Source organism: Sinobaca sp. H24, from assembly GCF_023845525.1.
Genome location: NZ_JALBWT010000027.1, coordinates 45,472 through 66,175 on the forward strand (window position 1 = coordinate 45,472; position 20,704 = coordinate 66,175).

The 20,704-nt window shown below is 43.3% G+C and carries 21 protein-coding genes and 5 pseudogenes; 21 read left to right on the plus strand and 5 right to left on the minus strand.

Features of this window, described 5'->3' with window-relative positions; all coding sequences use genetic code 11:
• Positions 1 to 88: 88 nt before the first annotated feature.
• On the minus strand, positions 89 to 409 hold the full coding sequence (locus MMY81_RS24350) for a hypothetical protein (protein ID WP_374562724.1): 321 nt from the start codon (positions 407 to 409) through the stop codon (positions 89 to 91).
• A 229-nt stretch (positions 410 to 638) separates the two neighbouring features.
• Here MMY81_RS24350 and MMY81_RS24355 point away from each other — a divergent pair.
• Positions 639 to 1,417: pseudogene (locus MMY81_RS24355) on the plus strand (lipoate--protein ligase family protein).
• A gap of 52 nt (positions 1,418 to 1,469) precedes the next feature.
• On the opposite strand, the pseudogene dat reads toward MMY81_RS24355, so the two are convergent.
• Positions 1,470 to 2,328, minus strand: a pseudogene (dat, locus tag MMY81_RS35795) (D-amino-acid transaminase).
• 393 nt (positions 2,329 to 2,721) lie between these two features.
• Here dat and MMY81_RS24370 point away from each other — a divergent pair.
• Positions 2,722 to 5,276, plus strand: a pseudogene (locus MMY81_RS24370) (vitamin B12-dependent ribonucleotide reductase).
• A 180-nt stretch (positions 5,277 to 5,456) separates the two neighbouring features.
• A complete protein-coding gene (mntR, locus tag MMY81_RS24375) occupies positions 5,457 to 5,891 on the plus strand; it encodes a transcriptional regulator MntR (protein ID WP_252314857.1) in 435 nt (144 codons plus the stop codon).
• Here the strand turns inward: mntR and MMY81_RS24380 are convergent.
• From MMY81_RS24380 to MMY81_RS24390, 3 genes are all read right to left on the minus strand, one after another.
• Positions 5,888 to 6,703, minus strand: a complete 816-nt coding sequence (locus MMY81_RS24380) for a hypothetical protein (RefSeq protein WP_252314858.1) — start codon at positions 6,701 to 6,703, stop codon at positions 5,888 to 5,890. The two genes, mntR and MMY81_RS24380, sit on opposite strands and share 4 nt — an antisense overlap.
• A gap of 20 nt (positions 6,704 to 6,723) precedes the next feature.
• On the minus strand, positions 6,724 to 7,173 hold the full coding sequence (locus MMY81_RS24385; protein ID WP_252314859.1) for an SA1362 family protein: 450 nt from the start codon (positions 7,171 to 7,173) through the stop codon (positions 6,724 to 6,726).
• Between the two features lie 67 nt (positions 7,174 to 7,240).
• Positions 7,241 to 8,185 (minus strand): DUF1385 domain-containing protein, encoded by a 945-nt coding sequence (locus tag MMY81_RS24390; RefSeq protein WP_252314860.1) that lies wholly within the window; start codon positions 8,183 to 8,185, stop codon positions 7,241 to 7,243.
• A gap of 247 nt (positions 8,186 to 8,432) precedes the next feature.
• On the opposite strand from MMY81_RS24390, the gene MMY81_RS24395 reads away from it, so the two are divergent.
• From MMY81_RS24395 to MMY81_RS24490, 18 genes and pseudogenes are all read left to right on the plus strand, one after another.
• Positions 8,433 to 9,503, plus strand: a complete 1,071-nt coding sequence (locus tag MMY81_RS24395; RefSeq protein ID WP_252314861.1) for a M24 family metallopeptidase — start codon at positions 8,433 to 8,435, stop codon at positions 9,501 to 9,503.
• Positions 9,504 to 9,552: 49 nt separating this feature from the next.
• Positions 9,553 to 10,110: an elongation factor P gene (efp, locus tag MMY81_RS24400; RefSeq protein ID WP_252314862.1), complete on the plus strand. Its 558-nt coding sequence runs from the start codon at positions 9,553 to 9,555 to the stop codon at positions 10,108 to 10,110.
• A 103-nt stretch (positions 10,111 to 10,213) separates the two neighbouring features.
• Complete coding sequence (locus MMY81_RS24405; protein WP_252314863.1) at positions 10,214 to 10,492, plus strand: YhdT family protein; 279 nt, start codon at positions 10,214 to 10,216, stop codon at positions 10,490 to 10,492.
• Entirely contained in the window at positions 10,489 to 11,925 is a 1,437-nt protein-coding gene (panF, locus tag MMY81_RS24410; RefSeq protein WP_252314864.1) for a sodium/pantothenate symporter, read from the plus strand. The genes MMY81_RS24405 and panF overlap by 4 nt, the downstream gene beginning before the upstream one ends.
• Before the next feature lie 101 nt (positions 11,926 to 12,026).
• The gene (locus MMY81_RS24415) at positions 12,027 to 12,434 is read left to right on the plus strand and encodes a hypothetical protein (RefSeq protein WP_252314865.1); all 408 of its coding nucleotides are present in this window, start codon (positions 12,027 to 12,029) and stop codon (positions 12,432 to 12,434) included.
• A gap of 32 nt (positions 12,435 to 12,466) precedes the next feature.
• Positions 12,467 to 12,865 carry an Asp23/Gls24 family envelope stress response protein gene (locus MMY81_RS24420; protein WP_252314866.1) on the plus strand — a complete coding sequence of 133 codons (399 nt, stop codon included), beginning with the start codon at positions 12,467 to 12,469 and terminating at the stop codon, positions 12,863 to 12,865.
• A 198-nt stretch (positions 12,866 to 13,063) separates the two neighbouring features.
• Positions 13,064 to 13,476 (plus strand): annotated as a pseudogene (gene nusB / locus MMY81_RS24425) (transcription antitermination factor NusB).
• A complete protein-coding gene (gene folD / locus MMY81_RS24430; protein WP_252314867.1) occupies positions 13,473 to 14,336 on the plus strand; it encodes a bifunctional methylenetetrahydrofolate dehydrogenase/methenyltetrahydrofolate cyclohydrolase FolD in 864 nt (287 codons plus the stop codon). Before nusB ends, folD begins: the two are co-directional and overlap by 4 nt.
• Before the next feature lie 2 nt (positions 14,337 to 14,338).
• Complete coding sequence (gene xseA / locus MMY81_RS24435; protein ID WP_274622847.1) at positions 14,339 to 15,730, plus strand: exodeoxyribonuclease VII large subunit; 1,392 nt, start codon at positions 14,339 to 14,341, stop codon at positions 15,728 to 15,730.
• On the plus strand, positions 15,723 to 15,965 hold the full coding sequence (locus MMY81_RS24440) for an exodeoxyribonuclease VII small subunit (RefSeq protein ID WP_252314868.1): 243 nt from the start codon (positions 15,723 to 15,725) through the stop codon (positions 15,963 to 15,965). Before xseA ends, MMY81_RS24440 begins: the two co-directional genes overlap by 8 nt.
• Positions 15,952 to 16,842, plus strand: coding sequence for a polyprenyl synthetase family protein (locus MMY81_RS24445; RefSeq protein ID WP_374562730.1), 891 nt, complete (start codon positions 15,952 to 15,954; stop codon positions 16,840 to 16,842). The genes MMY81_RS24440 and MMY81_RS24445 overlap by 14 nt, the downstream gene beginning before the upstream one ends.
• A gap of 714 nt (positions 16,843 to 17,556) precedes the next feature.
• Positions 17,557 to 18,150, plus strand: a complete 594-nt coding sequence (locus MMY81_RS24450; protein WP_252314870.1) for a hypothetical protein — start codon at positions 17,557 to 17,559, stop codon at positions 18,148 to 18,150.
• 95 nt (positions 18,151 to 18,245) lie between these two features.
• Positions 18,246 to 18,353 carry a 1-deoxy-D-xylulose-5-phosphate synthase N-terminal domain-containing protein gene (locus MMY81_RS24455; RefSeq protein ID WP_308215467.1) on the plus strand — a complete coding sequence of 36 codons (108 nt, stop codon included), beginning with the start codon at positions 18,246 to 18,248 and terminating at the stop codon, positions 18,351 to 18,353.
• Entirely contained in the window at positions 18,319 to 18,960 is a 642-nt protein-coding gene (locus MMY81_RS24460; protein WP_252314871.1) for a 1-deoxy-D-xylulose-5-phosphate synthase N-terminal domain-containing protein, read from the plus strand. Before MMY81_RS24455 ends, MMY81_RS24460 begins: the two co-directional genes overlap by 35 nt.
• Before the next feature lie 32 nt (positions 18,961 to 18,992).
• A complete protein-coding gene (locus tag MMY81_RS24465) occupies positions 18,993 to 19,184 on the plus strand; it encodes a hypothetical protein (protein WP_252314881.1) in 192 nt (63 codons plus the stop codon).
• Positions 19,157 to 19,318, plus strand: a complete 162-nt coding sequence (locus tag MMY81_RS24470) for a hypothetical protein (protein ID WP_252314872.1) — start codon at positions 19,157 to 19,159, stop codon at positions 19,316 to 19,318. The genes MMY81_RS24465 and MMY81_RS24470 overlap by 28 nt, the downstream gene beginning before the upstream one ends.
• Positions 19,266 to 19,916, plus strand: a complete 651-nt coding sequence (locus MMY81_RS36345) for a transketolase C-terminal domain-containing protein (RefSeq protein WP_483882500.1) — start codon at positions 19,266 to 19,268, stop codon at positions 19,914 to 19,916. The genes MMY81_RS24470 and MMY81_RS36345 overlap by 53 nt, the downstream gene beginning before the upstream one ends.
• Before the next feature lie 142 nt (positions 19,917 to 20,058).
• Positions 20,059 to 20,704: pseudogene (locus tag MMY81_RS24490) on the plus strand (TlyA family RNA methyltransferase); the annotation flags it as partial.

Below are 20,704 nucleotides of genomic sequence, written 5' to 3' on the forward strand. Positions count from 1 at the left end.
GCTATCATCATAAAGAAAAAAAGCTGTCTCCGCGGGGAGACAGCTTTTTACTTTCTAATTTTGCCAGTCCATTTTTTAAAACCGGTTTTTAACTGGGAGATGTTTTCATTGCCGGTTTTCTTTTGAATAACCGGGCACTGCTTGCTTCGAGATCCGGACTGCAGTACAAGTAGACCGCCTGTCCTTCCGTATTTCGGTAATGCGCTGTTTTAACTGGGAAGCGGAATGTTTCTGGCGCCGAGTATATGGCCGCCATTATATTCACGGGGTTCTCTACGTCAATCAGCTGAGCTTTTCTGTACCCCTGTTTGAATTCTTCTTCTGTCAATTCTGTTAGAAACTTAGGCTTTACAAGCCTTCTGTATACAGAAATGACAACAAAACGATGATAATACCCCATAGGATCCAAGCCATATTTGTTCCTCTCCTTTAAAAAAAGCTCACAAGGAATATTATAATAATTTTTGCTTCAAGAAGCAAAACAAATCTATTATACAAAGCAAATGCCAGGAAAAATCTTAACTTCTTTAGAAATAGAAAAAGCTTTGGTACACTGAAAGATGAAAAGAAAGGTGTGCTGAAATGGAAAAAGAAAATGGTACTTTATAGACTCAGGGAAACAATCTCCTGCTTACAATATGGCAATGGATGAAATGCTCCTCCGCTGGCACAGCGAAGGAAAAAACCTCCGGTTGTCCGCTTTTACGGATGGAATCCGTCTACTCTCTCAATCGGCTATTTTCAAAAGGTACATAAAGATATCGATTTAGACGCAGTAGATAAACATAAACTTGGTTTCGTCCGCAGGCCTACAGGAGGAAGAGCAGTACTTCATGATAAGGAATTGACGTACAGCGTGATTGTCTCAGAAGATCATCCGTTGATGCCTGCTACGGTAACAGAAGCATACCGGGTTATTTCCGAAGGGCTGCTGCAGGGGTTTTTGAACCTTGGACTGGATGCTTATTTTTCTGTGCCCAGGAGCAAAGAAGAAGAGCAGGGCCTTAAAAATCCACAGTCTGCTGTATGCTTTGACGCGCCGAGCTGGTATGAACTGGTAGTAGAGGGCCGCAAAATTGCAGGCAGTGCACAAACGAGACAAAAGGGCGTTATTCTCCAGCACGGCTCGATTATAATTGACCTGGATGAGGATATGCTGTTTGATGTGTTTACGTATTCCAATGATCGGGTCCGGGAAAGAATGCAGCGCGCGTTCCGAAAAAAAGCAGTGGCGATCAACGAAATAAAATCAGTGCCGGTTTCTCATGAAGATGTGGTCCAGGCTTTTCACAAAGGCTTTGCTGATGGATTAAATGTAAATTGGGTGGACTATAAGCTTACAGAAGAGCAGGAAAAAGAAGTGCAGAACCTGGCGAAAGAGCGCTACGAATCAGACGACTGGAACTATCTTCGTTAAAAAAGACTGCATCAAATGAAAAGACCCGCCTTGAGCGGGTCTTTTTGTTCGTTTATTTCAAAGGAGATTCTTCGGCGGGCCTTACAGCTGCGGAAAATGCTTCCTGAAGTCGTTTAGTAACCGGTCCGATAGAATAGTCTGCCTGAAAGGAGCCTTCAATCCGAACAACCGGTGTGATTTCCATCGTAGTACTGGAAATAAACATTTCATCAGCATGGGAAGCTTCTTCTACAGAGAACGTTTTTTCGAGAAAAGAAATGTTATGCTGTTTGGCAAGCTGTTGAATGAAAAGCCTGGTAATGCCGTTTAATATAAGTTCATTGGCAGGATGCGTAATAACCGCTCCGTCTTTAACAATAAAAATATTGGTCGAAGACCCTTCTGTAACAACCGTCCCCCGGTGCTGAAGAGCTTCATCACATGCGTTGTCCTCTGCTTTTCGTTTAGCCATCACATTTCCGAGAAGGTTAATAGTCTTTATATCGCAGCGGAGCCAGCGTATGTCTTCCAACGCGTATAGGGAAATACCGTTTTTTCTGTTTTTCAACTGGAATTGGGGCTTCTTTTGCAAAAGCGGTAACCACGGGTTCGAGTCCGCGTTCATATAAATGATTACGTTCCTGCTCGCCCCTTGTAATTTGAATATAAACATATCCTTCGGAAATATTATTTTCCTTTGACAGTGAATCAATCATCTCTTTGAATTGAATAAGAGTAAATGGAATAGGGATATCAATTTCCTCAGTACTTCGTACAAATCGTGTATAGTGTTCTTCGAGCTGAAAGCAGACTCCATTATAAAGGCGGACTACTTCATATACCCCGTCGCCGAAATAATATCCGCGGTCTTCAAACGAAACATCGGCATTTCTGTGCTCTATTATATTGCCTTTTTTCCATACATAGTCCATTATATTACCTCCAGCTTTTTTTCTAAGATACCACGAAAAACGATAAAAACCTACATACAAATATCCTCCTGGTTCGCAAGAAATGAAATGTCTCAAATAACGAGGTTACTATCGAAAAACGACAGCGGAGGACACTATTGCTTCTTATTTTGTTTTTTCTAGAATTGACAAATTCATAAAAAGAGGTTTAAAAACTATATATAGTGTCAATATATAAAATATAAATACTATATATTGATTTTGGAGAAGACCATATGGTATCATTCAGAAAGAGCTTTAAATCAGTCGTACACTTGATTAGTCTGGTTATTTTCTTTTATTAAACAGAAAAATATCCCGATCCCTCGGTTCGATGCCGGAAAAAAATCAAGAAGTGAAACAGGAGGAATTTACATGAGTACAGCAGTAAAACAAATGCCAAAAGTAAACACAGCCCAATTAAATGAAGATATTTCCTTATTCCCGCAGGTGCATCCAGTAACAGAAGATATGCAGATGACAAAATCAGGCGTTTCCCGCTTAGTCATGCTTGATCGTTATACATTTAAGGACACGGAAAAGAAAACGCTCAAAGAAAATGATTTTGTTATTTTAACTGTTAAGGAAGATCCCAAATTCCCTGCCAGAGGATTTGGATTTGTTACTGTCATAGATCGGGAAAACAATACAGCTGAAGTAAGAGTAGATAATGAATTCCTCCCGCTTCTTAATGAACAAGAGTCTGAAACAGGAACGGTAGTCCGTTCTCTAGATGTTATCGAAAAACCTTTGGAAATATACTATGAGCAGATTGCCAAGCGTAATGCTACAGGACTTGCAAGTGTAGAAAAAACAGAAGAAAGACGCCGCCATTCTTTCCAGGAATTCTACGAAGAACTGGTTAATATGAACTTTATCCCGGCAGGACGGGTACTATACGGAGCCGGTGCAGAAACAGATGTAACCTATTTCAACTGCTACGTGATGCCTTATATTGCCGATTCGAGAGAAGGGATTTCCGAGCACCGCAAGCAGGTAATGGAAATTATGAGCCGGGGCGGCGGTGTTGGGACGAATGGTTCGACCTTGAGACCAAGAAATACACTTGCAAAAGGAGTCAACGGAAAATCTTCCGGTTCGGTTTCCTGGCTTGATGATATTGCAAAGCTTACGCATTTAGTAGAACAGGGCGGTTCAAGAAGAGGCGCACAGATGATTATGTTGGCAGACTGGCATCCCGATATACTTGAATTTATCGTATCTAAAATGCAGAATCCGCGTATTCTGCGCTTTCTGCTTGAAAATACAGAGGATGAGCAGATTAAAAAGCTTATTCAGGAAAAACTTAAATTTACTCCGTTATCTCCAACAGAAGAAGCAATGTATCAGGGTATTCTTAACTATCAGTCTATCCCGGGACAAGGTGGATTCGACAATAAAGTTCTTCAGGAAGCAGAAGATAAGCTTAATGCGGGGGGCACTTATACCGTAAACTCCCCTGAGTTTTTAACCGGGGCCAACATCTCTGTCTGCATTACCGATGATTTTATGAAGGCTGTAGAAAATGATGCAGACTACTCGCTGCGCTTTCCAGATGTTGAAAACTACTCCAAAGAAGAAATGGCAGAGTATAATCAGGATTGGCAGGAAAGCGGCGATGTCCGCGAATGGGAACAGAAAGGACACGCAGTCCGTACGTACCGTACGATTAAAGCACGTGAGCTCTGGAAGCTGATTAACGTGTGTGCAACCTATTCAGCCGAGCCTGGTATTTTCTTTATAGATAATGCAAATGAACAGACAAATGCGCAGAGCTATGGACAAAAAGTAGTCGCAACCAACCCATGCGGAGAACAGCCGCTTGCGCCTTACTCCGTCTGCAACCTGGCCGCTGTGAACTTAGCTGAAATGGCTGATAAAGACGAAAAGGTAGTAGACTTCGACAAACTCCGGAAAACAGTAGCAACCGGTGTAAGGATGCAGGATAACGTCATCGATGCCACGCCGTATTTCCTTGAAGATAATACGAAACAGGCAAAAGGCGAGCGCCGGGTAGGGCTTGGCGTAATGGGAATGCATGATCTGTTAATTTACACAGAAACTACGTATGGATCAGAAGAAGGAAATGTACTGATTGATCAAATCTTTGAAACGATTGCAACAACTGCATATCGTACAAGTATCGAAATTGCTAAAGAAAAAGGCAGTTTCCCTTATTTGGAAGCATCGTCAGCAGAGGAAACAAATCGTCTGCGCCAGGCCTTTACGGAAACCGGCTATATGAAGAAAATGCCTCAGGATATTTTGGATGGAGTAAAAGAATACGGTATTCGCAACTCACACCTTCTTACCGTAGCACCAACCGGCAGTACAGGAACAATGGTAGGAGTGAGTACGGGACTAGAACCATACTTCTCCTTTAAATATTATCGCAGCGGCCGGCTTGGAAAATTCATTGAAGTGAATGCAGCGATTGTGCAGGAATATCTGGATAGAAATCCAGAAGCTGATAAGATAATCTTCCGGAATTCTTTATCTCTGCAATGGAACTGCTGCCGGAAAATCATGCAGATGTCCAATGCGTTATCCAAAAATGGGTAGACAGCTCGCTTTCTAAAACGGTCAATGCTCCTAAAGGCTATACAGTAGAACAGGTACAGGGAGTATATGAGCGTCTCTATAAAGGCGGTGCCAAAGGCGGTACGGTTTATGTAGATGGAAGCCGGGACGCCCAAGTATTAACATTAAAAGCAGAAGATAATACGTTTGAACCGAAAGAGGAATCAACCGCTTCACCTGAAAAGAAAGTCGTTCTCGTAGACACGATTAAAGATGTTCGTTCCACTACTGTTAATTTCGGTAATGAAATTGGGGACACATGTCCCGTGTGCAGAGAAGGATCCATTGAAGATATTGGAGGCTGCAACACGTGCACAAACTGCAGTGCCCAGTTGAAGTGCGGATTGTAAAATATAAAAAGAAGCGGGCTGCAGAAGCCTGCTTCTTTTTTTGTTAAAGTTTGCTTTAAGGAAAAAAAATTCCCTTACAGGGCAATATGGGAAATTAAATTGTGAACTCTCTTTTATTCATGTACAATAAAGGTGTGCAACAATGTGTCGTAAACTATGAAGTCTATGGAGGATCTTAGTATGCCTACTCCAAGTATGGAAGATTATTTAGAACGAATTTATCAGCTTATTGAAGCAAAGGGATACGCCAGAGTGTCAGATATTGCTGAAACGCTGGAAGTACATCCCTCCTCCGTTACGAAAATGGTTCAGAAATTAGATAAACAGGAATACTTAGTGTATGAAAAGTACAGAGGCTTGATCTTAACAGCAAAAGGGAAAAAGATAGGGAAGCGTCTCGTATACCGCCATGAACTGCTGGAGAATTTCATGCAGATTATTGGCGTAGAGCATGGACATATCTACACGGATGTAGAGGGTATTGAGCACCATCTAAGCTGGGACGCCATCGACCGAATTGGAGACATCGTTCAGTATTTTGAAGAAGACCCTAAAAGAGTAGGAGATCTTCGTGAAGTACAAAATAGAAACGAGCAGGAAAAGCCAAAAGATTAGCTTTTTCTGCTCGAAGTAATGCCGCCTTCTCTTTTTGAGAAGGCCATTTTTATAAAAAGAACCGGTGCAAACAAAGTAATCCAGAAACCAAGAATGATGCCGGAGAGAAAAACTACTGCCGGTGAGGTGGCAAATCCAAACAAAAGCAGGAGGATGACCGCACCGGCCAGTCCAGCTGCACAGGCCTTTAATTTCGATAGAAACGACGGCGGATACCTCATTCTATTCTTAATTGTTTCAATGTCGAATCCAGCGCTGAGACCGAGAAGAAGTCCGGCAAACCAGGCTGCCTGCGGTTCCAGAAGAAAGAGGCATAATCCTAAAAGAACAGCAACACCCAGCAAAAGAAAGTCAGGAGCACCGCCTATCCAGTCAAGCGAGCGGTATAAAATAAAAATTAAAAAGAAACCAATCACGCCGGCATATAAAATGTCAGCAGTTGCATAGGTTGGATCCAGAAAAGCGAGTATCCCTGCGAAAGCTATAATAATGGAAGCTGTTATAGTGTAACGTCGATCAGATATCTCCGGTATTAGGAAGCCCCAGAATACGACGGCGCTTTGAAAAGCAATAGGCATACCGGAAAACTGCTGATCAAGCAGCACCGATGTATCAAAAGGATAGATAGAAGAAATAAGAATGTTTACATAAAAAGAGAAAGCCATAATAAACAAAAGTCTAAAACCAAGCTGCTTATGAAAGCACCAATAGATGACAGGAATAATTATAAAGTAAATATATGGATGAAAGAAAATGTTCAAAAGAGATAAAGGCAGATCGGATAAAACACTGATCATTAAAAACGGCATCATAGAAGTATTTCCTCCTTCTGTCAGTCAAAAAGAGAATCATAGTAAACAATTATGTATAAAAAGAGCCGGGCTTTAGAAAAGAGCCCGGTTCTTTTTTCGGTTTTTTTGCCTTCAATGACAGTCAGGTGCGTGTCACTTCTTTTACGGGCAATTGCTTTTGTAGAACGCTTTTTAACAGGTTTTGGCTGTGAGCCTGCAGATTTATAGTGACTTTTCGCCGGAGCAGCAGATCCGCCGCGGCGTGCGTTAGCTGCTTTTGATCTTGGAGGAGCATGGGACTGGTACTGTCTTTGCGTCATTTTTTTCATAATAACTTTCGTAAAAAGAAAGTACAGGCCTACTGCAATAGCAAGACCGATTGCCAATGAAATGAGAAAGGATATAGGATTGGTTAAAAGCTGGTTACCAAGACCAAAGGCGGCGAGTCCGAACAACAGCAGCAAGAAGGGCCGGCGAAGAATGCGCGACATATGATCACCTCCATTAAGAGTAACCTGGGGAGCCAGGTTTGCAAAACACAACTTTTGATACTATTCATTATACAGCATTATGATCGATTGGCTCGGCTGAGTGCTTTTCTTCTTCAAGAAGTTTTTCGAAAGATCGTACAGCTACCTCCACCTGATCGTCTTTCGGCGGTTTAGTCGTAAGAAGCTGTAAACCAAGTCCAGGAAGACCAAGCCATTTGAGGATAGGGATGTTTCTAACTTTATTTGTGCCCTGAAGCACTTCATAAGACACGCCAAGGACAACAGGTATAAGAGCCAGCCGGTGTACGATTCTCTCGGCAAGGGAATCAAAGGGCACCATTAAATAAATAAGCACTCCAACAATAACAGTAAATAAAATAAAACTGCTGCCACAACGATAATGAAGTCTGGAGTGACGCTGTACATTCTGGACGGTAAGCGGTACTCCTGCTTCGTACGTGTTAATTACTTTATGCTCAGCTCCGTGATACTGAAACAGTCTTTTAACCATAGGAGTCAGGGAGATAAGATAAATATAGAGGAAAAGCAGAATGAGTTTGAAAAATCCTTCGAGAAGATTTTGTGCTATGTGACCGGGAAATATAGGAGTAAATCCTCCTGCTGCAATGGCCGGCAGGACGGTGAAAATAAAGTTTCCAAACAAAAACGAACTCACACCTACTACAGCAGTACCAAGCACCATTCCCCATTTAGAAGAGGTTTTTTCAACGGTTGGTGTTTCATCATCCTCGGGGTTCACATCATATCGATCCGAAGCGTAATTCAAATGTTTCATCCCTACAGAACTGGCTTCAATTAATCCAGCAATTCCCCGAATAATGAATATTTTCTTTAAAAATCGAAGGATAGGAATACTTCTTTTCTTAACCTCATAGTATTCAATTTCTCCGTTATTGCGGCGTATTGCGCTTACAGTCGTCGTTTTTCCGGCGAACATTACACCTTCAACTATAGCCTGACCTCCGTAAGCTGTTTTTTTAAGTTCGGTCATAGTATCATCCCATCCATGCCAATGAGATGGCATTGGTGTCTTATTTCTAATTTTACACCATTTTTAAGGCGTTCACTACAACAATATCAACATCTATTATTTAAAAGACATATAGTTGTTTTCCCTTTTTTACATATTTTACACCTGAAACTTATTTACATTGGTGATGTCCCTGAATCTCCGCAGCTTCCTAATATATGATAAAATAAAGCCGAGATAAATAATGGATGATCGTAGGAGGGCAATTATGCAAATACTGCTTCAACAAGTAAGAGAAAAGTTGGAAAGTAAAGAAATAGAAGCCATTTTTATAGAAAGCCAGACGAATCGAAGGTATTTATCCGGTTTTACAGGAACGGCTGGAGCTTTATTCATTACAAAAGAGCATGCATATTTAATAACGGATTTCAGATACATAGAGCAGGCGGCCGCAGAGTGTCCTGCATTTGAAATTATCAGGCATGAAAAAGGCGTCATTGCTGAAACGGCCCGTCTTGCAGACTATCATTCGCTTAAAACCATTGGATTTGAAGAGGAGTATGTAACTTATCAGCAGTACACTCAGATGAAAAAACAAATTACTGCCGGTCTTGTCCCGACATCTTCTATTGTAGAGCAGGTACGTCTGTATAAAACGTCTGAAGAGATAGAAGTTCTAAAAGAAGCGGCGGCAATTGCAGATAGAGCGTTTGACCATATCACGACGTTTATTAAGCCGGGTATGCAGGAAATAGAAGTTAGTAACGAACTGGAATTTTTTATGAGAAAAGAAGGTGCGGTTTCCTCTTCTTTTGACATCATTGTTGCTTCAGGCTGGAGAAGTGCCCTGCCGCATGGTGTCGCCAGCAGTAAAGTAATTGAAAGCGGAGAGCTGGTTACGCTTGACTATGGAGCCTACTATAAAGGCTACTGCTCAGACATTACCCGTACTATTGCAGTAGGAGAGCCGACAAGCGAACTGAAGAAAATCTACCAGACTGTTCTGGAAGCGCAGCTGCTGGCTGTGGAGCAGATTAAACCCGGTATGACTGGAATAGAAGCAGACCAAATAGCAAGAAACCATATAGAGCAGGCCGGATATGGGAAATATTTCGGACATGGTCTTGGTCATGGACTTGGTATGGAAGTGCACGAAGGACCAAGGCTTTCTCCTAAAGGCAGGCAGGTACTTGAGCCCGGCATGGTAGTTACCGTGGAGCCTGGAATATATGTACCAAAAGCAGGCGGCACAAGAATAGAAGACGATATCGTAATTACAGAGGATGGTAATGAGGTGCTTACCTACGCGCCGAAGGAATTAGTGATAGTAGGAGAATGATTAGTATGATATAGTAAGTACCGACTTGATAAAAAATGGAGGAACGGCAATGATTTCAGTAAACGATTTTAAAACAGGACTCACCATTGAAGTAGAAAATGATATTTGGACGGTAGTAGATTTTCAGCATGTTAAGCCTGGAAAAGGTGCAGCATTCGTACGTTCTAAGCTAAGAAGCCTGCGCTCAGGAAATATTCAGGAAAAAACATTCCGTGCTGGTGAAAAAGTAGGGCGCGCTCACATTGAACGCCGTCGTATGCAGTATCTATATGCCAATGGAGATATGCATACGTTCATGGACAACGAATCGTATGAACAGCTTGAACTTTCAAGTGATCAGCTGAAAAACGAACTTAATTATCTAAAAGACAACATGGAAGTACAGGTAAACACGTATGGTTCAGAAACGCTTGGGGTAGAAGTGCCAAACACTGTAGAGCTGGAAGTTACGGCTACAGAACCTGGCGTAAAAGGGGATACGTCATCCGGTGGAACAAAACCGGCCACCCTTGAAACAGGATTGACTGTTCAGGTGCCTTTCTTTGTAAACCAGGGCGACCGCTTAGTTATTGATACGAGAAGCGGTAACTACGTTTCAAGAGCGTAGATGAAAAAGGCCTAAAAGTGGAAGACACTTTACGGCCTTTTTTCTTTTGGAAAGAGAAACGCAGTATATCATCGGATAGTAAGGACCGGGAAGAGAGGGAGAAATGAAGACAAAACAGCCTGTAAAAAAACGGTGGAGTATTACGGCTAAAGAAGCACTAATAGGTTTGGGAATAGTGGTTATTCACTTCTGTTTATGGTTTGGATTTGCTTATGGACTGGGTTCAGGACCCCCTTCAGAGTATCAATATATAGCAGGCCTGCCTGCCTGGTTCTTTTTCAGCTGTATCGTTGTCCCCATCTTCATTATTATTCTGGTTTCTTTAGCCGTTCGTTTCTTTTTTACTGACATATCATTGGAAGAAGAGGAAGAAAAAAGATGAATACAGCAGTAATAGTCCCTCTGCTTTTGTTTTTAGGTATCGTTTTTCTAGTTGGTTTTTTATCAGCAAAGCGTATTTCCACAAAAAGTGATTTCCTCCAGGAATATTTTTTAGGCAGCCGGGAAATGGGGGGCCTGATCCTCGCGATGACGATGGTTGCGACTTACGGCAGCGCGAGCAGTTTCGTTGGAGGGCCCGGTGCCGCCTATACCCAGGGTCTTGGCTGGGTGCTTCTCGCTATGGCACAGGTGGTAACCGGCTATTTCACTCTCATGATTCTCGGAAAGCGATTTGCCATTAAATCACGACAGTATAAAGCGATTACGCTTGTAGATTATTTGAAAAACCGTTATGAAAGCAAAGCTGTCGTTATACTCAGTGCAGCAAGCATTGTGCTCTTCCTGTTTTCTGCTATGGCAGCCCAGTGGATAGGCGGGGCCAGGCTTGTAGAAACGATTACCGGCCTTTCCTATACCACTGCTTTGTTTATTTTTGCTGTTACTATCCTCGTGTATGTAACGATCGGCGGCTTTAGGGCCGTTGTAGTAACGGATACCATTCAGGGCATTATAATGTTTTTTGGAACCTTGATTATTTTAATTGGAACAATCATTGCTGGAGGAGGGCTGCCGGCTATTATGGCTGATTTAACGGCAGAAAACCCGGCCCTTGTTTCTCCGTTCGGTGCGGAGGGAGAACTGACTCCGCTTTATGTATCCTCATTCTGGATTCTTGTAGGTGTCGGTGTAGTTGGACTGCCGCAGGTGGCCGTCCGGGCTATGTCTTACAAAAATTCTGTCTCCATGCATCGTGCGCTGATTATTGGAACATTTGTTGTAGCGTTTATGATGTTTGGCATTCATCTTACTGGGGTGCTTGCCAGATCTATTTTACCGGGAATAGAAGCACCGGATACTGTCATGCCGCTGATTGTGCTTGAAGTTCTCCCGGCCTGGCTTGCCGGCATAGTCTTGGCCGCGCCGCTGGCAGCTATTATGTCCACAGTAGACTCTCTTCTGCTGCTTGTCAGCTCCACGGTGGTTAAAGATGTTTATTTAAACTACGTAAAGCCCGACGCAGACAACAAGCGTATTAAAAAAGTAACCTATTCGGTGACGATACTTCTGGGAACGGCCGTTTTTATACTCGCCCTTAATCCACCAGAGCTTTTAATATGGCTGAATCTATTTGCTTTCGGCGGTCTGGAAGCTGCATTTATCTGGCCGATCGTGCTGGGATTGTACTGGGAAAAAGGAAATAAACATGGCGCGCTGGCATCGATCATCAGCGGTGTTGGATCTTACGTTCTCATTTATCAATTTTCCCCTGATATGCTTGGCATGCATTCCGTTACTATCCCTGTTCTGCTATCTTTATTATGCTATGTCGGGGTCAGCCTGATGACTTACAAAGATCGGTCAGCTGTGGTGTGAAAGTGCGGGGATAGGTAGATGAAAAAAACATACCTGCATGGTATAATCAACACGTGAAAAAACGAACTGTATATAATATAAATGAGAAGTGAGGAATTATAATGGATTGGAACGACTTAACAGAAGGTGCAAAAGCAGTATTAGAACAGACAAGGAATATGAAGAATGATCAAATTCAAATCGTAGAATTTGAAGTCGGGTTCAGCCACGAATACGGTGAGGGCAGCGGTGCATATACTGTCTCCATTCAGGAGGAAGACTACGAAAATCTCAAGAAGTTCGTTAGAGAAAACGAATATGAAGAGAAATATCATATGGCGAGAAATAAAAATCTGGTGAAAATTATTTTACTGGAAAACGATAAAATTCCTGATAACCTGTCAGAATTTCCGGTATTCAGACAGTATAAAGAGGAGTTCGTGAAAAAACAGGAAGAGCTGGCAGAAAAAGAAGCGCTGGAAGCGGAAGAAGCAGAAAGAGCGAAAGAAGAAGCAGAAAAGCCGGAATAAAATAGACCATATTTTAGAGGGGGGGCTCTGCCGTGAGTAATGAAAAGGTACTGGATATCAAAGAAGAGTGGAATGAGCTTGGACGTATTGAAATAGCTCCCGATGTAATTGAAGTAATTACTGCTCTTGCCGTCTCGGAAGTGAGCGGAGTTCATTCATTAAGAGGAAGCTTCGCATTTGACGTAGCGGAAAAGCTCGGCCGGAAGAACGTTAGCAAAGGGGTCAAAGTAGAGCTTGGAGAAATGGGCGTTAAAATTGATGTATCAGTAACGATGCAGTACGGCGTAGCTGTGCCTCAAGTAGCTAAAAATCTTCAAAGCGCTATTTATCAGGCTTTAAGAACGATGACTTCTGTGGCAATCGATTCCATTAATATCCACGTGACCGGTATTCAGCTGGAGCAGACGGAACCGAAGGAAGCAATCAAATAAAAAGAAAGTAAATATAGGCTGTTATAACAGCTCACCCTGTTATAGCGGCTTTTTATTCTTAAAAGATATCTTGATTCATTACATGAAAACGGAGCGGACGTTTCCGCTGACTAAGCCCGGCATGGGACGGGTTTTATTTATCGTAAAAATAGCAGGTCTGCAGTAAAGTACCTGAATAAGTGGAAGAGGGAATGGGCAATGAATCGAAGGCTAGCACGATTACGAGCAGTACAGGTGTTATATCAGGTCGATCTGACGGGAGTGAACTGGGAGAATGCCCTGGAAAACACATTGGAAGAAGACGAAATACCGGATGACTTTCTGACAACTGTTATTGAAGGCACATTGAAGGAAAAAGAGGGCATTGACGCCCAGCTTACAGAACATCTTGGAACTGGACTATCACCAGAGTAGGCAACATTGACCGGAATATTCTGCGTGAATCTGTATATGAAATGCTGTTTGTTGAAGATATTCCTCTGCATGTAAGTGTCAACGAAGCGATTGAGCTTGGCAAAGCTTTTGGAGGGAAAGAATCAGGCAGCTTTATCAATGGTGTTTTATCGAACGTATTAAAAGAGTGTGAAGGTAAAAAGGAGGAGGAGTCATGACAGCGGAACTGATCAGCGGTAAAGAAGTAGCCGCCTCTACGAGAAAATATATTAAAGAGCAGGTAGCACAATGGAAAGAAAAAGGAGTCGAGCCGGGGCTTGCCGTGATTATAGTTGGAGAAAACCCGGCTTCCATGTCCTATGTAAAAGGAAAAGACAAGGCATCAAAAGAAGCCGGCATTCACTCCGTTCTGCATGAGCTGCCTGATACTATTTCGGAAAAGGAGCTTCTCGACGTTATCGACCAGTATAACCAGGATAACGCTATCAACGGTATTCTTGTGCAGCTGCCTCTTCCAAAACAAATTGATGAAAAGAAAGTAATTGAAGCAATAGATCCTGATAAAGATGTAGATGGCTTTCATCCGATCAGTGTTGGACGGATGATGACCGGCCAGGAAGCTTTTCTTCCCTGCACCCCTTACGGCATTATTAAAATGCTTGAATATAAAAATATCGCTATCGAAGGTAAACATGCAGTAGTAATTGGAAGAAGCAATATTGTTGGTAAGCCTATGGGACAGCTTCTGTTAAATAAAAATGCTACTGTCACATACTGCCACTCTAGAACCGTTGATTTAAAAAGTTATACCAGACAGGCGGATATTGTTATCGCAGCAATTGGAATCCCGGAGTTTGTAACAGGAGACTTTATAAAGGACGGGGCTGTTGTTATTGATGTCGGCATGAACCGAAAAGAAAATGGGAAATTATGCGGCGATGTATTATTTGATGATGCAGCAGAAAAAGCCTCCTATATTACACCTGTACCGGGCGGAGTAGGGCCGATGACGATTACCATGCTTCTATACAATACAATGGAATCAGCTATTCGGGAATACAACAGGCGGGCCCGATAAATATGACTGCTATGGAAGACCGCTGGATTTCCATTTCTCAGCTGACCGCCCGCATCAAGCAGACGATTGAACATAATAGTGATCTGCAGTCCGTCTGGCTGAGAGGGGAAATATCAAACTTCAAAAAACACAGCAGAGGCCATATGTATTTTACGATAAAAGATGAACGGTCGAAAATATCAGCTGTTATGTTTGCCGGAAATAATAAGTCATTGGCATTTGAACCTGAAAATGGGATGAAGGTGTTAATACGAGGGCGCGTTTCTGTCTACGAACCTTTTGGGCAATATCAGCTGTATGTGAATGATATGGAACCGGACGGAATCGGTCAGCTGTTTATAAAATACGAACAGCTGAAAAATCAGCTTGAGCAGGAAGGGCTTTTCCGTGAAGATATGAAAAAGCGGCTTCCGGCCTACCCGAAGAAAATTGCTGTTATAACTTCTCCTACAGGTGCCGCGATACGCGACGTGATATCTACGATAAAAAGAAGATATCCCCCGGCTGAAATTATTCTATACCCCGTGCTCGTTCAGGGAAGAGATGCAGCTCCCTCCATTGTTCGTGCCCTAAAGCAGGCAGAGCAGCATCCTGGGATTGATGTGGTAATAGCAGGAAGAGGGGGAGGGTCGATTGAAGAACTCTGGGCTTTTAATGAAGAAATAGTAGCACGGGCTTTTCATTCGATAACCATTCCCATTATTTCAGCAGTTGGACATGAAACAGACTTTACGATTGCAGATTTTGCAGCTGATGTAAGGGCTGCAACGCCAACCGCAGCGGCCGAATTAGCGGTTCCGTCATTAATTGACGTGGTGCAGCAGGTTTCTTCTTTTGAGCAACGGCTTCACCTGGCGATGAACAATCATAAAAAGCACGGAACCGAACGTTTAAAGAGGCTGCAGGGATCCTACGCTTTCCGCTACCCAATGCAGCTGCTTCAACAGAAAGAGCAGGAGCTGGATCGATTGATGGACAGGCTGGAAAAACGACGGCTTCTTACGCTGGAAAGCAGCTTATCTTCGTTTCAGATGCTGCAAAAAAGACTGGAGCTGCAGCACCCGGAAAGAAAACTTGAGTCAAGCCGGAAAGAGTATGTGCAGACAGCAGCCCGTCTCGAAAAAGTCAAAAACAGATACCTGCTGAATAAACAAAGTGAGTTTCATCATGTCATCCAAAAACTGAACCTGCTTAATCCGCTTCAAATTCTGGAAAGAGGCTACCAGGTATCATTTGATGAGAAAGAAGAACTGGTTTCTTCCATCCGGCAGGCGGTTCCGGGGAGCAGAATGGACGTACAGATGAAAGATGGAACCGTGCGGACAAAGATTATAGAAACAACACATATACGCAAATGGGATTTTGAAAAAAAGGAAGGTGAGCATAATGAGTGAAAACAAAGAACTCTCGTTTGAAGAGGCTCTTGAACAGCTTGAATCAACGGTAAGCAGTCTGGAGGAAGGGGACGTTCCCCTTGAAAAAGCACTGCACATGTACCAGGAAGGAATGAAGCTCTCTTCCCTCTGCCACGACAAGCTTAAAAAAGTAGAAAAGCAGATGGATGTCATAATAGAAGAAAACGGAGAAATTAAACCATTAACAATAGATGGAGAGGATGCAAGTGAATAAAGTACTTGAAGGATTTATATCTGTAAATAAAGCGCGCATTGACGATGTTCTCCCGCAGACGGTGAAAGATCTTTCCATGCCTGCAGCTTTAAAAGAATCCATGCTTTATTCCATAGAAGCAGGCGGAAAAAGGGTACGCCCGCTTCTATTGCTTGCGGCCTTTCAATCCTATAAAGAGAACAGCGAGAATGTGGTGCAGGCAGCCTGTGCAGTAGAGCTGATTCATACATATTCCCTGATCCACGACGATCTTCCCGCGATGGATAATGATGATTACCGGCGCGGGAAGCTGACAAACCATAAAGTCTACGGGGAAGCCCATGCCATACTCGCAGGAGATGCCATGTTGACAAGAGCATTTGAACTGCTGGCAGGCCTCCCTGATACCTCGGATTATAGTAAAGTAATGCTTATTCTGGAATTGTCCAGGGCAGCAGGAGCAGAGGGGATGGTAGGCGGCCAGGTAGCAGATATGGAAGGAGAGAAATCAACTCTTAACCTTCAGGAGCTCGAGGCCATTCACCACCGTAAAACCGGGGATCTGCTCGGGTTTTCTATTATAGCAGGAGGTATCATGGCTGGAGCGCCTGAAGAAGATCTTTCCAAACTCCGCGCATTCGGCAGGGAGCTTGGTCTTGTCTTTCAAATAAAAGACGATATTCTTGATGTAGAAGGCGATTCAGAGGAAATGGGCAAACCCGCCGGCAGTGATGAAAATAAAGACAAAAGTACGTATCCAAAGCTTCTGACTCTCGAAGGGGCAAAGGAAAAGCTGGCATGGCATGCTGAAAAAGCGAAAGAATATGCACGGCAGCTGAATGGAAAAAGTGATATTCTTAACGAATTTGTAGAGTATATTCAACACCGGACAAAATAGGGACAGAGCTTTGTACAATCAATTTTATTCATGATATACTATTTTTACACCAAAATCGGATGGCGCGGTATTCTAGTCGATTCTCCATTTTCGAGGCGGGCCTAAAAATCCGCTGAAGGGCACATCGATGAAGTTCTTCGCTTTGGCTCGAGGCGCCCAGCCTTGGGTCATTGCTGGGAGTAAAGGTGCTAAGGGCGATCCACAATGGCATGTGGGCGTGAACCCTTTCACCGCGGAGGCCTTTTCCAAGTAGTCGTGTAACAGATTATATGCCCTTGGAAAAGGTAAGACCTGACGAGAGGCAAGGGAAGCCAATCTCGCAGCGTAGCCTGCCTTGAGTGGAGCAGCGGGAATGATGTTCTTTTGAGAGTACGGTTTGTCGGCCAACGACCTGCTTTTTAACATCTGAAACCTGCTCTGCAAAAGAGGCTAAGAAAGTGGCACGGAATTGCTGGGGAAAACTCCTAGACTGTTTGAAAAACGTCCAGGGTGGATTGCAGTGTGGTCTGAGTGGTAATCCAGTCTGATTCGGAGACGGCATCAAGCCGGCTTTAAAGGGAAACCGCCGGAACGGCGACGTTCGGGCAGCTGGTTGGGAAAACCTACTGGACCTAAGCCATAATGTTTACGCCCTGGATGGCCTCCGATTTTGTTACATAAGGTTTACGAACAAAAATAAAGTGAATATACTGTCTAGGTGAGATAAATAATACTATGAAAACTGTATGGAAAAAATCGATAAACTGGAGTCTTTTTATTGCCGTTATCACATTGGTGTTAGCGGCTATTTTTTCAATTGTATCAACGGCTGTCCTTTCAGGCGTCGGTTGGGCAATTGGTATGCTGATCGTATTATTTATTGTACTTATAGGGGTCGTATTTGATATGGTCGGAGTGGCTGCAACAGCTGCTGAAGAAAAGCCTTTTCACGCCATGGCTGCCAAAAAAGTGCCCGGAGCTTATCAAAGCATGGTAATCACAAGAAATGCAGACAAGGTAGCCAACTTCTGTGCCGATGTAATAGGCGATATTTCCGGAGTGGTAAGCGGTGCGGCAACTTCCGCTGTCGTTATTCAGCTTGCTGTTGTTCTCGGCTCCCAGGATGGAAGCACACTGCAGGCTGTGTTAAATGTTGTGTTTACAGCAGTCGTTGCTTCCCTTACTGTAGGCGGTAAAGCTCTGGGGAAAACATTTGCAATTCAGTTTGCAACAAGTATTATTTTTCAGGTTGGTAAATTTTTCTACGTAATGGAAACAAAGTTTAAACTAAAAATATTCAGTAAAAAGCAGAATAAAAAGAAAGCTTAATTGATGGAAAGTGAGGGTTCAGCAATGAATCTTGAAACGATCAGGAACCAGAATTTGTAAAAGACTGCAGCCAGCAGGAGTTAAAAGAGCTTGCTATTGATATTAGAGAGTTTCTCGTCCGCAAGCTATCCGTTACAGGAGGACACCTGGGTCCTAATTTAGGGTGTAGTGGAACTAACGCTAATCCTGCATTCGCTGTATGATTCTCCAAAAGATAAACTTATCTGGGATGTCGGCCACCAGTCCTACGTCCACAAAATTTTAACCGGACGTGCCGGCGAATTTGATTCATTAAGAAAGTATAAAGGCCTCTGCGGCTTTCCTAAACGCAATGAAAGCGATCATGATGTTTGGGAAACAGGGCACAGCTCCACCTCTTTATCCGCTGCAATGGGTATGGCTCTTTCCAGCCAGATAAGAGGCGATGACAGTAAAGTAGCAGCCGTTATCGGTGATGGTGCACTTACTGGTGGTATGGCTTTGGAAGCGCTAAACCACATTGGACATGAGCAGACTGATCTAACGATCATTTTGAATGACAATGAAATGTCGATCGCTCCCAATGTAGGGGCACTGCATGGTATTTTGGGACGTATGAGAAAGGCAAATACTTACCAGAAAACAAAAGATGATGTAGAAGATCTATTAAAAAGAATTCCTGCTTTCGGAGGGAAAATTGCAGCGACAGCCGAACGTCTAAAAGACAGCCTGAAGTTTATGGTAACAACGGGTATGTTTTTTGAAGAAATGGGATTTACTTATTTAGGACCAGTAGATGGACACGATCTAGATGACCTGCGTTCGAAATAGCATTTGCCAAGCAGACAAAAGGACCTGTTATTGTGCATACCATTACAAAAAAAGGGAAAGGCTATGCCCCGGCCGAAAACGATGCAAAAGGAACGTGGCATGGTCTTGGGCCTTATAAGATCGATTCGGGTGAAGTTGTTTTAAAAAGCCGCGTCCTCCAGCCTACAGCGGTGTTTTCAGCTCCACGCTCCAAAGAATGGCCGCAGCCGATCCTGATATTGTAGCTATTACAGCAGCAATGCCGGGAGGTACAAGCTGGACTCCTTTGCAGAGAAATTCCCTGATAGAATGTTTGAATGTAGGAATTGCCGAACAGCACGCTACTACGATGGCAGCCGGTATGGCCACCCAGGGATGAAGCCCGTGTTTGCTGTATATTCCACATTTCTTCAGAGAGGTATGATCAGCTCGTCCACGACGTCTGTCGTCAGAACCTTCATGTCGTATTTGCGATTGACCGGGCAGGACTCGTAGGCGCGGACGGTGAAACCCACCAGGGTGTTTTTGATATAGCCTATCTACGCCATCTGCCCAACATGACTATACTGATGCCTAAAGATGAAAACGAGCTTCAGCATATGCTGTATACAGCTGTTTATCATGACGGTCCTATTGCAGTGCGCTACCCTCGCGGTAATGGCTACGGTATCGAAATGGACAGTGAATTAAAGAAGATCGATATCGGAAAATGGGAAGTTGTAAGGGATGGAAAAGAACTAACCATATTATCTTTTGGCACTATGCTCCTATTGCAGAAGAAGCGGCAGCTATTCTTGCAGAGGAAAATATTGATGTGCGTATTGTTAATGCACGTTCCGCTAAACCGCTTGATGCCTGATATTCTTCAAGAGCTTTATGAAGAAAAAGGAGCGGTACTGACTTTGGAAGAAGCCGCTCTTCAGGGAAGCTTTGGCAGCGCAGTACTTGAACATTACCATGATCTCAACCCAGCATGATATGGTGATTAACCGTATGGGTATCCCGGACCGGTATATCGAGCACGGCAGCGTACCGGAGCTTTATGAAGAAAATAGGACTTACTCCGGAGAACGTAGCGGGAACACTTAGAGACATGGTTCCGGCAAAGCGTCAGAGGGCCTGAAGATGAAAAAAGAAAGAATTGATGTACTTTTAGTCAATAAAGGTTTTTTTGATACGAGAGAAAAGCAAAAAGATCAATAATGGCCGGGCTTGTTTTCGTGAAAGATGAACGCGTGGACAAGCCTGGAGCCAGAGTTGATGTGGAGGCTCCTTTACGAGTTAAAGGCGACACCCATGCCATATGTAAGCAGAGGAGGACTTAAGCTTGAAAAAGCCATTAAGTCCTTTCATCTTGACTTTAAAGACAAAACAGTGCTTGATATTGGTGTTCTACGGGAGGATTTACGGATTGTGCTATCCAGCACGGGGCTGATTTCGTTTATTCCTGTGATGTGGGATATAATCAGCTGGCCTGGAGCCTGCGTAATCATGAAAAAGTAGAAGTAATGGAGCGGATGAATTTCCGCTATGCAGTAAAGGACGACTTCCAAAAAGGAGTGCCGAATATAGCGGTAGCAGATGTGTCCTTTATTTCCTTAAAATGGATAGTCCCGCCACTGTATTCCATCTTTGGAGAAACCGGAGAAGCAATGCTTCTCGTCAAGCCGCAGTTCGAAGCCGGACGCGGAAAAGTAGGGAAAAAGGGTATTGTTCGTGACCCGGCTGTTCATTTAGAGGTATTGGAAAATACTACTGCTATGGC

Excerpts from the sequence above, each read along its gene's own strand:
- MMY81_RS24415 (WP_252314865.1), top strand. The coding sequence starts at position 12,027 with ATGGATTGGAACGACTTAACAGAAGGTGCAAAAGCAGTATTAGAACAG.
- MMY81_RS24405 (WP_252314863.1), top strand. The coding sequence starts at position 10,214 with ATGAAGACAAAACAGCCTGTAAAAAAACGGTGGAGTATTACGGCTAAA.
- MMY81_RS24385 (WP_252314859.1), bottom strand. The coding sequence starts at position 7,173 with ATGTCGCGCATTCTTCGCCGGCCCTTCTTGCTGCTGTTGTTCGGACTC.
- MMY81_RS24390 (WP_252314860.1), bottom strand. The coding sequence starts at position 8,185 with ATGACCGAACTTAAAAAAACAGCTTACGGAGGTCAGGCTATAGTTGAA.
- mntR (WP_252314857.1), top strand. The coding sequence starts at position 5,457 with ATGCCTACTCCAAGTATGGAAGATTATTTAGAACGAATTTATCAGCTT.
- MMY81_RS24395 (WP_252314861.1), top strand. The coding sequence starts at position 8,433 with ATGCAAATACTGCTTCAACAAGTAAGAGAAAAGTTGGAAAGTAAAGAA.
- folD (WP_252314867.1), top strand. The coding sequence starts at position 13,473 with ATGACAGCGGAACTGATCAGCGGTAAAGAAGTAGCCGCCTCTACGAGA.
- MMY81_RS24440 (WP_252314868.1), top strand. The coding sequence starts at position 15,723 with ATGAGTGAAAACAAAGAACTCTCGTTTGAAGAGGCTCTTGAACAGCTT.
- MMY81_RS24450 (WP_252314870.1), top strand. The coding sequence starts at position 17,557 with ATGAAAACTGTATGGAAAAAATCGATAAACTGGAGTCTTTTTATTGCC.
- efp (WP_252314862.1), top strand. The coding sequence starts at position 9,553 with ATGATTTCAGTAAACGATTTTAAAACAGGACTCACCATTGAAGTAGAA.
- MMY81_RS24380 (WP_252314858.1), bottom strand. The coding sequence starts at position 6,703 with ATGATGCCGTTTTTAATGATCAGTGTTTTATCCGATCTGCCTTTATCT.
- MMY81_RS24445 (WP_374562730.1), top strand. The coding sequence starts at position 15,952 with ATGCAAGTGAATAAAGTACTTGAAGGATTTATATCTGTAAATAAAGCG.
- panF (WP_252314864.1), top strand. The coding sequence starts at position 10,489 with ATGAATACAGCAGTAATAGTCCCTCTGCTTTTGTTTTTAGGTATCGTT.
- xseA (WP_274622847.1), top strand. The coding sequence starts at position 14,339 with ATGACTGCTATGGAAGACCGCTGGATTTCCATTTCTCAGCTGACCGCC.
- MMY81_RS24470 (WP_252314872.1), top strand. The coding sequence starts at position 19,157 with ATGGCCGCAGCCGATCCTGATATTGTAGCTATTACAGCAGCAATGCCG.